The sequence below is a fragment of the Paenibacillus sp. FSL R5-0341 genome, assembly GCF_037975235.1.
Classification (GTDB): domain Bacteria; phylum Bacillota; class Bacilli; order Paenibacillales; family Paenibacillaceae; genus Paenibacillus; species Paenibacillus amylolyticus_A.
Window position 1 is genome coordinate 5,015,485 of record NZ_CP150241.1, and the last position, 12,313, is coordinate 5,027,797.

Annotated in this window: 11 protein-coding genes; 1 reads left to right on the top strand and 10 read right to left on the bottom strand. The window is 46.8% G+C overall.

Annotated features, from left to right (window positions below; translation table 11 throughout):
* Window positions 1-253 precede the first annotated feature (253 nt).
* Window positions 254-1,657: a polysaccharide deacetylase family protein gene (locus tag MKX75_RS22485; RefSeq protein WP_339166907.1), complete on the bottom strand. Its 1,404-nt coding sequence runs from the start codon at window positions 1,655-1,657 to the stop codon at window positions 254-256.
* A 174-nt stretch (window positions 1,658-1,831) separates the two neighbouring features.
* On the opposite strand from MKX75_RS22485, the gene MKX75_RS22490 reads away from it, so the two are divergent.
* Window positions 1,832-3,028 carry an AI-2E family transporter gene (locus tag MKX75_RS22490; protein WP_339166908.1) on the top strand — a complete coding sequence of 399 codons (1,197 nt, stop codon included), beginning with the start codon at window positions 1,832-1,834 and terminating at the stop codon, window positions 3,026-3,028.
* Here the strand turns inward: MKX75_RS22490 and MKX75_RS22495 are convergent.
* The 9 genes from MKX75_RS22495 to MKX75_RS22535 all read right to left on the bottom strand — a co-directional run bounded on the left by MKX75_RS22495 (window position 3,007) and on the right by MKX75_RS22535 (window position 12,303).
* Window positions 3,007-4,746: a penicillin-binding protein 2 gene (locus tag MKX75_RS22495; protein WP_339166909.1), complete on the bottom strand. Its 1,740-nt coding sequence runs from the start codon at window positions 4,744-4,746 to the stop codon at window positions 3,007-3,009. The two genes, MKX75_RS22490 and MKX75_RS22495, sit on opposite strands and share 22 nt — an antisense overlap.
* Window positions 4,747-4,940: 194 nt before the next feature.
* A complete protein-coding gene (locus tag MKX75_RS22500; RefSeq protein ID WP_076333644.1) occupies window positions 4,941-7,229 on the bottom strand; it encodes a methyl-accepting chemotaxis protein in 2,289 nt (762 codons plus the stop codon).
* Between the two features lie 235 nt (window positions 7,230-7,464).
* Window positions 7,465-8,793, bottom strand: coding sequence for a U32 family peptidase (locus MKX75_RS22505; protein WP_062835868.1), 1,329 nt, complete (start codon window positions 8,791-8,793; stop codon window positions 7,465-7,467).
* 17 nt (window positions 8,794-8,810) lie between these two features.
* The gene (locus tag MKX75_RS22510; RefSeq protein WP_339166911.1) at window positions 8,811-9,740 is read right to left on the bottom strand and encodes a peptidase U32 family protein; all 930 of its coding nucleotides are present in this window, start codon (window positions 9,738-9,740) and stop codon (window positions 8,811-8,813) included.
* 14 nt (window positions 9,741-9,754) lie between these two features.
* Window positions 9,755-10,795 carry an endolytic transglycosylase MltG gene (gene mltG, locus MKX75_RS22515; RefSeq protein WP_339166913.1) on the bottom strand — a complete coding sequence of 347 codons (1,041 nt, stop codon included), beginning with the start codon at window positions 10,793-10,795 and terminating at the stop codon, window positions 9,755-9,757.
* Window positions 10,796-10,870: 75 nt separating this feature from the next.
* Complete coding sequence (locus MKX75_RS22520; protein ID WP_062835870.1) at window positions 10,871-11,185, bottom strand: DUF1292 domain-containing protein; 315 nt, start codon at window positions 11,183-11,185, stop codon at window positions 10,871-10,873.
* Entirely contained in the window at window positions 11,186-11,485 is a 300-nt protein-coding gene (locus tag MKX75_RS22525; protein WP_017686820.1) for a DUF1292 domain-containing protein, read from the bottom strand.
* Between the two features lie 12 nt (window positions 11,486-11,497).
* Window positions 11,498-11,914: a Holliday junction resolvase RuvX gene (gene ruvX / locus MKX75_RS22530; protein ID WP_062835871.1), complete on the bottom strand. Its 417-nt coding sequence runs from the start codon at window positions 11,912-11,914 to the stop codon at window positions 11,498-11,500.
* Window positions 11,915-12,042: 128 nt separating this feature from the next.
* On the bottom strand, window positions 12,043-12,303 hold the full coding sequence (locus tag MKX75_RS22535) for an IreB family regulatory phosphoprotein (RefSeq protein WP_036616950.1): 261 nt from the start codon (window positions 12,301-12,303) through the stop codon (window positions 12,043-12,045).
* Between the last annotated feature and the right edge of the window lie 10 nt (window positions 12,304-12,313).

Genomic DNA, 12,313 nt, shown 5'->3' on the forward strand with positions numbered 1-12,313 from the left:
TCCGTTATCTAACCTAGCGGAAACAAGCTAATAAATAAAGGGTTGCTCTTCTGCCATATCTGGCGAAGGGCAACCCTTTTCTTTTACGCTAATTAGGACGTGTCTGAAAACTCGCTGAAGTGCATCTTTTACCGCCTTTTCGCCCCCTGCTGCGTCACTTTCCCTTGACGTGCCCCGGCACGCCTGCGGAAAACTTCCTGGCTTGGAACGAAAATTCGGCAAAATCTGCCTCTTAGGAGTTTTCAGACACGCCCTAGTTCCGCTCTGGAAGTATCTCTTGTTCGATCACAAGCGATCCAACCCTAACCTCTTCTGCTGTTGCTGCCACCTGTGTTTTATGTTGACCATAACGTTCCAGCAGCAGTTCCAGCGGCATGGCAATCATCTTGGGCACCAATTGTTCTGTGCGCTGTTTCAGACGTTTGGTTCCTGCCGGATGAATCACACTTAACAACAGCTTCAGGTACACTTTGGATGCAGCACTGAACGGTCCAGGGGGCAAATCTTGTATGGTGAAGCCGAACTTTTCCGGACCTCTATTAATCATACTCACACCGTATATGGCCTTGGCAGAGCGTAAATCAGGTTCGAGTGCTACCATGCGTGCCAAGTCCGGTAATTGCTGCTCCATGGTCCGAATCATGCGAATAGCCAAATGCATACTGGACCGTGAAGTCACCCCAAGCTCGAACAATTTCTGATTGTCAAAATGTAGTTCAATCACCGGATCTCCGTTTTGAATGACATGGCCGTCATTCATCTCCACCCGCGCTCCGTGATATACACGGGATCTGAAGTGCAGCATCGGGTCCTCTGGCGAAGCCGTCCGCAGATGATATACCCAGTGGAACAGCTTTTCCCAGCCCAGCCATAAGGCCACAACGATTCTTTTCCACAGCTTCAACGGTGCCTGTGATTGAGTCCTGCTCTGAGATTCGCTCACTGTCATACCTCCCATTAACGTATCTACGCGTACACTTTGCAGCCCAAGCCGTTCAGCTTCCTGCAAGACGACTTCCAGCGCCTGAAGCATCTGCTCCGGCGCGTGTGCATCAGCACCGAGAGTGGTTCCTCGATCATGCAGCAGCATGACCTCTCCACCTCTTAGTTCCTTCAGCATCCGTTCGGTCAATCTCTGGGCACCTACTCGGCTTCTCCAGTCTTCAAACATGGAAGACCACAGTACGATCTTGCGTTCTTTCTTGCTGAAAAAATCAAACAGATTCATAATCCCCCACGGTGGACGATAATAACAAGTCTTCTCTCCGGTTACTTCATGAATAATCTGACCGGTTCGCTGGATCTGGTTACGAACGGTACGTGGCCGCATGAGCCAGTTCGTTTTGTGAATATAGTTATGAATACCAATAAGATGGCCTTCCTCGTGAATGTGCTGAATGAGTTCTGGATGTCTCGCAGCATGTTCTCCAACGACAAAAAATGTTGCTTTGGCTTGATGCTGACGAAGCAGATCAAGCAGTCTCGGCGTATAGTGTGGATCTGGCCCATCGTCAAACGTTAAGGCAAATTGTGTATCACTTCTTCCCCGTCGGAATACACGAAAACCGAAAAGCCTGCTAATCAAACTTGGAATAAAGGCGTAAAAAGATGAAAGATACAATAACCACAGTAGAATACTCTGAAGTATCGTTGTCATGTTGCAAGCTCCCCACTTCTCCTGCTGAATTACGGTGCGCCATGGCACTATCTAAAATAAACCGCCTTTAATTTTATCATAGTTCAGACTTTTCTTGAATCCTGTTTTCCCAAAAAGATAGCTATCGTGTACAATAAATACAATCTAATTATTGCCATTAAAGGAGCCATGTCCATGCTACCGCTTTACAAAAAATACGGGCGAACCGTCTTTGACATCGCATTGCTCGTATTAACCGTGTATGTGATCATGTACGGTTTCAGTCAATTATACCAAGTGGCTGCACCCGTCTTTTTATCATTCATCGTGTATTGGATGATTGAACCGCTGGCCAAATTTTTACACCGCAAAGGATTGCCCAAGACGCTTGGAGCCGCCATCTCCGTCTTGTTGTTTCTTGCATTAATTGTCGCTGCCTTTTTTGGTGTAGGTTTAATTATCATTTCACAAATTTCCAATCTTCAAGATAATTTTCCCGTATATATTGAAATGATACAGCGTGAATTCACCAATCTGGTTCTATTTATGCAGGACAAGTCGGATGCTATACCTGATGGTATTATGGAAAAAGCGAACGAATATTTTGCAACACTGACCGGTTTCCTATCCAAATGGGTAACGAGCGGAGCACAGTTCGTCGTCGGTTTCCTCAGTTCATTCTCTTCGTTTATTACGAACTTCGGCATTGCGATTATTCTGGCATTCTTTCTCAGTATCGAGATCGAATCGTGGCGCAAGTTCGCCCGTGCGAAAACGCCTAAAACTTTAAAATTAGCTATTGAATTCATACGTAATCATGTGTTCAAGACGATCCGCTCGTATTTGAAGGCACAGATGATCATGATGCTTATTACGTTCGTATTGATTTATGCAGGTTTGTTGATTTTGGGAACCTCTAACGCTTTTACCATTGCAGCCATCTGTGCGGTCTTTGATCTGGTACCTTTGCTCGGTGTTCCTGTTGTATTCATTCCTTGGATTGTCTACTTGTTTATTATAGGCAACAGTAGCCTGGCGATCGGCCTGATTGTCATTCTGGCAGTAACAATGCTGACACGACAATTGCTGGAACCGAAAATTTCGGGTAACTCGATTGGTGTGTCCTCGGCGTACTTGATGCTTTCGTTTATGCTGATTTCCCTTTCGATCTTCGGCCTTGCGGGTGTAGTGTTATCTCCAGTGCTCCTGATCCTTCTGAAAGAACTGTTACAACAAGGGTACCTGCAAAAGTGGATTCACCTGCCAAAAGATGAATTTGAGTCCTCTCCATTGGTGATGGACCCACCCGTTAACAAGGCCTCAGCAAAATCTGCCGAGTCTACGGGACAACGTCCCGTTCCTGGGAAGGATCACGAGGACTCAGCCAAATAGTCCATGACCTTCCCGAAGATAGCCGTCGCCTGATGACGGCTATCAGGAGAGACATTCTGGACAAGAACAGCTACAGCGTACTTGGGATGCTCTATCGGTCCATAACCAATGAACCATTGATGATTGCGCTTCTGCCCATTTTTCTGTACCTGAGCTGTGCCTGATTTCCCTGCAAGATGCCACCGCGCATGCTGCAGGGATTTTCCTGTTCCCTCACGGACTACCTTATTCATCCAGGATAGCAGTTTATGCGCTGTTGCGGGAGCAATCTGTCCTGCGGTTGAAGGTGAATCATGCAAGGGCATCTCCAGCATGGTGCCACCATCCGCATACCGGATGCGCTCAACGAGACGCGGAGCACTAACCTTCCCATCATGCAACAATGTCACGATCAGATTGGCAGCTTGCAGCGGTGTGACCAAGACATCTCGCTGACCAATCGCTGTCTGAATTTTTGCTCCTTCATCGTCAGACGAAACTGTCGCTGTTCTCACACGCCCGTGATCTTCATGATCAAAGTGCCGTAAGACAGGCATCCCAGCCATCTGTTTCCCCTCCCAACCAACAGGACGTGCCAGTCCCAGACGATCTGCCGTCTGCTCCAGTTGTTTCATGCTAAGTCTGCGCGCGGTTTCTGCAAAAACGATGTTGCAAGACTCGGCAAACCCTTGCGCCAGATTTAGGTTTCCATGCCCATGCTCCTTCCAGCAGGATAACCCATACTTTCCGTACTCACCCCCACAATGGAATTCTTCTCCGTTAGAAACCGCATGGTACTCCAGCGCAGCCGCCGCAGTGACGATTTTGAAAATAGAGCCTGGAACGGCTCCCTGTACTGCTCGATTCCTCCAAGCCGATTGTTTGGGGTCCACGTGTTGTGGCTGATAGAAAGGACGTGATATCATGGCACGAACATCTGCGTTAGCGGCATCAAGCACAACAACGGCCCCCTCTTCTAATTCAGCTTCTTCTGTCAGCTGCTCCAATCCACGCTGTAAGTCAGCATCCACCGTGGTTTCCACACGTAAAGGATAATGACTATTGGCTGGTGCGATGACGTGCGGCTGTATCTCGGGGATAATCTCTCCACCGCCCGAGACCATACGTGATACCAGCGTAGGACCTATGCCCATCAACAGGGGTTCAAGCGTTCTCTCCAGTCCAGCTGCCCCTGATTTCATGGCAAAAGGCTGTTTTACTTCATCCTGATGCCCAGGTTGTCCTTTGGAAGATCCCGGCTGTTCAGCCAGATAACCCATCCACTGCATTCCCGTGTATCCCTGAAGATACCTAGTCATCATCGGATATATGCCAACTCCTTGCAGGTGCAGATTACGGAGACGCTCTATCTGAGCATCGGTCAAATGAACAGGCTGATGTGCACCTGCTGTCCAAAAATGAGGGGTACTCTCCTGATTCCATTCCTTCTTCAATTGATGCAGATCCGTATGTAATATCGCTGCCAACTGTGTCATCTCGGAGTCTTCCAACGCTCCATACTTGCGTAATTTCTCTGATAGATCTGCCTGTGGGAAAAGAACCAGGCCCCATTGCAGCTTCCCCGTTAAAGCTTCGCCTTTGTAATCCGTAAATTGTCCCCGCCCTGGATCAAGCATCACGCCGCGTTCACGCTGCAATACAGACATTTCTCGTACGGTTCGGTGAAACCCAGGCATGGTCTGATTGACCTGAACGATCTGAATCCATCCCAATCTCAATATAAGTAACCCAAAGACAATTGTTAGAAGAATACAAACTATATAGATCCGCCGTTTCGCAAGGAGATGCATCCCAATCTCACCTTTTATCGTTTTGACATATTATTGCTGATAAGGCTTGGAATTATCCGGTAAACATAAAGAAAACCTGTCCCATGTGCGGGACAGGTTCTCCTCATTTCAACCTTAGCTTGTTACACCGTAAAGCGTGACAATGTTTCTTTCAGTTCAGTGGACACGTTCTCCAGTTTGCCAGACAGATTGACCAGCTGGTTACTGATATTTTGCTGTTCACTGCTCAAGGAAGCTACTTCTTGAGACGTTGCAGAAGATTCTTCAGCTACGGCGCTGACATTACTCATCGCTTCAGACAACGTACTTTGAGATTTGTTCAAATCTCCAATAGAACCTGTCACCATGCCCAAACGTTCTACAAATGCACCCATCTGTTCCTGTACGGAAGCGAAGATGACGTTGGTATCTTTAACCGCATCCATCTGTTCCTTGAATAACGGATAGGCTGCAGACAAAGCATCTACTGTCTCATTCATTTCGGTCATGATTTTGTCTGTGATCTCTCCAACCATCTCAATGGATTGTCTGGATTGAGCCGCCAGCTGACGAACCTCATCCGCCACCACCATGAATCCGCGTCCGGCTGCACCGGCACGTGCTGCTTCAATGGTTGCATTCAGGGAAAGGATATTCGTCTGTTTTGTTATGTTTTGCAGCACTTCAAGCACTTTCAGAACAGAAGACGTACTCTCTTTCAGCGAATCAACCTTATTCACCAGTGCACCAATCATTTCTTCTGTCTTCTGGGTTTTGGTCATCAACTGATTCAGATGTTGTGAGCCGGTATGACTGGATTTCTCTACATGACGAGCAGAATCGCCCATCTGTTCGTTGGCAGCGATCACGCTCTCCATCTGACGAGAGATATTATCCGTCAATTCATTGCCACGTTCCGCTTCCGTTGCCAGACTGCCAGCACCACCTGCAATTTCTTCTGTAGCTACAGCGATCTCAGAAGCAGACACAGCCGTTTTCTTGGATGCACTGCTTAGCTCGGATGCGGTATCCAGTACTTCCTGTGCAGAACGATTGGTTTGTTCAACCAGCTTCGTAATCTGCTCCATCATCAGATTAAATGCGGATGAGAGCTGGCCAATTTCATCTTTGGAACTATATGGGGTACGAACTTTAAGATTACCTTTCGCACCTTCCTGCATCAGATCTTTCAATTTGCCAAGTGGACGAGCGATCATGCGTACCATCCATATCCCGATCAACACTGCAATACCCGCATCAATCAGCGCCATCCACAGTGTAAGAGTCAGAATACCTTTTGCATCCTGAACCAAAACAGAGGTAGGTATCATACCAACCAATTTCCAATTGGATGTCTCCATCGTGCTGTATACAGCCAGCATTTCAGTAGGTTTGTCATCCACCGTATACTCCGTATTCGTGCTACCTGCTGGTTCGGTCAAATCTTTAACAAATGCAAGCTCTGTATCTTGTCCCGTACGATCCGGGATGGAGGATGCAACCACTTTATTATCCGGAGCGATCAATTGCAGAACAGCTCCTGGTCCTAGATCAAGCGATTTCAATTGTTCTTCCAGAACCTCCAGTTTCAGTTCAATCACCAAAACATACGACTGGGTTGTTCCCTGCAGGTTCTTCATCGAACGTGCAATTTTAAACGTTGGGGTTGAGCCATCCTCCTTGACCTCTGTTGGAAGCCAGCGGTAACCGCCCGCCTCAATCAACTCACTGTACCATGCTTCCTGGCGAATGCTGCCCATGGATGAACTGTTGCTACCTGTACCCATAATGGATTTTGTATCGTCCGTAGGTACCAAATAAATCGCTTCCATAGATTTATTTGTAAATGCAACATTGGACAGTTGCTTGTTGATTGAACTTGAGTTTATGAATGTATCATACGCAGTCAGATTTTGATCTGACATTTTTTGTAGCAAGGACTGCATTTCCGGATCAAAGAAAATCTGTGTGGATGTATCCACAAATCTCTCCAAAATGATGTCCATTTTTTGTTTGGTTTGATCAATCGTCTCCTGATTGGCACGTGATGCATTCGTCTCTATGGTACCCTTGGCTTTCGAATAGGATAATAGACCCAAACTCACTACAAAAATCATAATCCCCGCAAAGAAGATCAAGAACAGTTTAACCCCTACGGATTTAACCGGATTCGCCTTCCTAATCTGTTTGAAAGAAGACCCCCCAAGATTTTTCCAATCCCGGTTTTTTAATTGTTTCTTCACCCAATCGGTCTTGATCCAGCCCAACTTGAGTTTACTACGATCAATCTTGAACAATCTTTTGCCACTACCTGTCGTTTTGCTTTTGACTACTTTTTCTTTCTTCACTTTCTGAACCTTCTCAGGCTTAACCTGCTCGGCTTTTGTCACTTGTTCCCCACTGTCTTTCTGCTTCTTTTGAACCAATCCCATTCACCTGCCAGTAATTTACTTGTTGGATTTTTCTTTCTCTCCCCTATAAATATGTAGTATTCGACAGCTTTCTTCTTTCCCCTTTCACATCCCAGAAATATTTTACAACTTTATTCCTATTTTTCTATAAAAAAAAGACCCCCATATGCCGATAAACGGAGGTCCCAAATGTAAATTTCATAACACTATTTTGTTAAATTATAATACAATATTGACACATTGTAGGTATTTGAGCCTACTTCTTTTTTCTCATCATATCGAAGTACGAAACCGGCTGATCTACCTTCATTTTAATCAGTTGCAACGGGTGACGAGCAGCATCGAGAACATTGCCTTCCTCGTCCTGTATTTCACCGACCACCTGTTTGAAAAAGTGACCTCCCGGACCGAAAAATTCAATTTCCTGTCCCGGTTTGAAGTGATTGCGCTGTTGAATGGTTGCCATTCCCGTTTCAGCATCATACCCCATGACCAATCCAGCGAAGTCAAAAGGTACGGCCTTTTCTTCCGGTTCATAGATATGGTCTTCATGATCTGGTGTATCATAGAAAAATCCGGTATTGAGCGGACGGTTCGCTGCTTTGTTCATTTCTTCAACCCATTCAGGCTTCAGAACATAATTTTCCGGGTCAGCCATATAAGCATCAATCGCTTGACGGTATACGTTAACTACGGTCGCCACATAGTGAATTGATTTCATGCGTCCTTCGATCTTGAAACTGTCCACACCCACATCAATCAACTCGGGGATATGACCAATCATGCACAGATCCTTCGATCCCATGGAGAATGAATTGTCCTGTTCCTGGAAGAGGGGAAGTTGGTTCTCACCCAGTTTGAACGGCGCAGGTGTCTGCATCTGCATGTCCTCTTCGCTGACCCACACTGTATCTTCTCTCGCATCCTCGAACAGATCATACTTCCAGCGGCAAGACTGGCAACAGCCCCCCCGGTTGGAGTCCCGATCCGTAAAGTGATTGGAGAGCACACAGCGTCCGGAATACGATGAACACATCGCCCCGTGAATAAAGGCTTCAATTTCAATATCCACATTCGCTTTGATTTCTTCAATCTCTTCGAAACTGGTCTCACGTCCGAGAACAACACGCGGGAGTCCTTCATCTTTCCAGAACTTCACGGCTTGCCAGTTAAGTGTGGATTGTTGAGTACTCAGATGTACCTCAAGACCCGGCACAGCACGAAGGGCTACTTCAATGATAGCCGGATCGGCTACGATGATCGCAGAGATTCCCGCATTATAGAGGTTTTGCAGGTACGTTTCGATACCCTCAACATCCTCATTATGTGCATAGATGTTTGTCGCTACGAACACTTTGGCTCCATACTTTTTCGCAAACTCCACACCTTCACGCATCTCTTCAAAGCTAAAGTTATCCGCGTTGGAACGCAGTCCATAGGCCTGTCCACCGATATATACGGCATCTGCACCGTAATGGATCGCAAATTTCAGTTTTTCCAGATTACCCGCCGGAGCTAGCAGCTCCGGTTTGTCCAGACGGTTACGTTTACCCGAGAACTTCCGCTGTACCGCCACTGTTTCCATTCTGTTCACCTCGTCTATTAATACACTTGTTCTTTATAGAAAAATCCAAATGACAATTCACGTTCAGGGTCCTGTAATTGCCGCACCTCAGCGAGCCAATCTTCAGAGAACGCATATGCATCGGCATCGGCTACATAACTGTCAATCGCTGCCCGATACGCACGTACAACAGCTTCATTGTAAGCAAGCGATTTTAACATGCCTTCAACTTTGAAACTGTGCACACCCGCCTCCATCAACAGATGAAGATCTTCGAGGATACATATATCCTCGGAGCTCATAATGTGCGTGCCGTTCATGTCCTCATAGATCGGGAATTTCTCATCGCGGCGTTCAGCCTCAATCAGGAACAATCCCCGTTCTTTACCCAGATGTCCCTCAACCGGCCGTCCTTGATGAGCCATATAACTTTGCACCAGACTGCGCTTGGAATGATAAATATTCGTCATACCATGCACCTGGACCTGAGCTTCCACCTTCAAAAAAGGAACCATTTCCGTCAGCTCGTCCATATTCAACTCACGGGCAAGCACAACACGACTAGCTCCCTTGGTTCCCCAATAGTTGGCCGTCGCATAGTTCGTTGAAGTCATCTCTGCATTCCAGTGCAGCTTGACATGTGGCGCGTATTCCTTCATGGTAGCCAGCACAGATGGATCATTAAACTCCACACCATCCACACCGATTTTATCCAAAGCCTGAACATATTCAGGCAATTCTTTCAGCAGCTCGTTGGACATCAGATTAGTCATGGATACATACACACGCGCCTGATGTTTGGCTGCAATGGCAACCACCTCTGCTGTCTCTTCCACACTGAAGCTACCTGGGAGACGCATGCCGAATCGATCATCTCCGATAACCAAAGCATCTGCTCCAGCCTGAAGCAACACTTCTGCCTCTTTCACATTCGCTGCTGTAACGAGCAGTTCATGTTTCTTACTCATATAATCCCCTCCGCTTATTGCGCAGCCTTACTTTTGGCTATATTTTGCTGATGTTCCTTATACGTTTTGGCAAACAAATGTCCGGACGAACCATCCTTTTTCGTCACATAGAACAGATACTCCGAAGCTTCCGGATTTAGCGCTGCCTCGATGGATGGAAGACTTGGACTGGCAATTGGACCTGGTGGCAAGCCTTTGTTCAGATACGTATTGTAGGGACTTTGCACCTTCAGATCCTTGAAAAACAATCGCTCCTTCGGCCTGTCGAGCAGATATTGCACGGTAGCATCGATCTCCAGCTTCATATCCTGATTGATGCGATTGTAGATCACACCTGCAACCAAAGCACGTTCCTCATCCACGACAACTTCTTTCTCCACCAGTGACGCAATCGTCAGCAGCTCATGCAGAGAAAGGTTCTTTTCCTGGAGCTTGGCTTCCAGATCAGGAATGGAATTGATCTTCGTCTGGAATTCTTCCAGCATCCGTTGCATCACATCCTGCGTGGAACTTCCCTTTTTCAGCTCATATGTCTCCGGGAACAGATATCCTTCCAGTACATACCGAAGTTCTTCATCCACTGGAATATCTTTGACGAAATCCACATCGAAGGCCGAAGGATCATTGGCCAGCTTGATGAATTCATCCCGATCAAGAACATGCTCATAAGAAAGCTTACCCGCCATTTGCAGCACGGTATAACCCTCCGGAATTGTAAACTTCACCATTTCTTCTGGTACAACTTCACCACTACTCAGCTTGCTAACAATCTCGTCATATGTCACGCCAGGATTCATAGAATATGTACCCGCCATGAAATTAGAACCTAGTTTTTTCCACTTCAAATACCCTTTGAAGGTTAACCCGCTTCGAATGAGCCCTTCTTCTTGAAGCTGATCCGCGATTTTCGAAGTTCCCGATCCGCTCTTAATCTCGAATACGACCGGTTCTGTAGAAGCTTCCACAGGACGCATCATACTCCATACGTATCCACCTGCGCCTCCGGCAAGAACTACAATGATAAGCAGTATGACTACTATTGCTTTCCCTTTCAAAAAAGAAACAACTCCTTTACACAACCAAAAAGAGCGGACTTCTCCGCCCTCCCGGTTTCTTCAATTTGAAGCTGATTAATCTTCGTCAATGGGGAGTGTACATTCATCATACAGTTCCGAGATGTTCTCCCACTCATCATCATCGTCAATCGTAACTAACTCCGGCATGATCTGGTCTTCACTTCCAGGCGATACCCGCAGAAGTTCAACCTCGTCATAAGGTCGCAACGAACTGCGGAGCACCGCGTATTGCTGACCGCCGACTTCGAACTCAGCCAACAAGTCATACGGTTGTGATTTACCGTTCTCTTCTTCGAGCTCAACATGAGCACCGAATGCCAGACGCAGTGAATCTGTCCATTTCAGGTCTTTGCGGCTATATTCCGTCATTTAGTTCGCTTCCTCTTCATCTTCAGCAAGAAATGTATTAAACGTCTCCTCGACGATATCCCACTCGGCATCATCTTGGATGACGAAAAGTTTAATATCGTCGCCCTCTTCTTCATAACGGAATGCATATACATCCGTTTCGCCATCTTCAGGTTCAACCGGAGCAACCATCATGTACTTGGCCTCCGAACCATCTACTTCAAACTTCATGATGACTTCAAATTCCTCTTCATTACCCTCGTCATCCGCAATGTAAATAATTTCCGCTTCTTCTTCCATACCCAGTTGATCTTCAGCCATTGTTGATCCCCCTCACCTTCTACTATTGGCATCCAAATAATTTTGCAAAATCAAGCTTGCGGCCATTTTGTCCACAACCTGCTTGCGTTTTTTCCGACTGACATCCGCTTCAATCAGCGTACGTTCTGCTGCCATGGTTGTCAGCCGTTCATCCCAAAGGTGAACAGGTAAATTCAGTTCATCCCGCAGGCGTTCGGCAAAAGCAATACATATCTCACCGCGCGGTCCTACGGTGCCGTTCATGTTTTTGGGAAGTCCGACTACGATCTCACTAATCTCATGCTCACGCACAAGTTCGGCAATCCGAGCGAACTCGCCTTCATCACGGCGGCGTTCTAGCACTTCCAATCCCTGGGCAGTCCAACCGAAGGCGTCACTCGCGGCAACTCCGATTCTTCGGTCCCCATAGTCCAAACCTAATATTTTCATCCATGCTCTCCCATCCTGGGGCCTGCTCAGGTCGATTACTAATAATCGCCTTCTCAAGCTTCAGGCTGTCTTCTGTCGGTTCATTTCCCGCTGCCTGCATGGCTGCAACACAGCGGAAGCGGCGTACATTACCGGTGATTGGCCAGATAGGAACGTACAAGCTCTTCAATCAGCTCATCGCGCTCCTTTTTACGGACCAGACTACGTGCGTTGTTGTGACGAGGAATGTATGCCGGGTCTCCGGAAATCAGATACCCAACAATTTGGTTGATCGGATTATACTCCTTATCGACCAATGCATCATATACCGTGAGAAGAATCTCTTTGGATGATGCTTCCTGTTCGTCACCTTTCACATTAAATTTAACCGTCTTATCCATGGAGTCCATTGATGACACC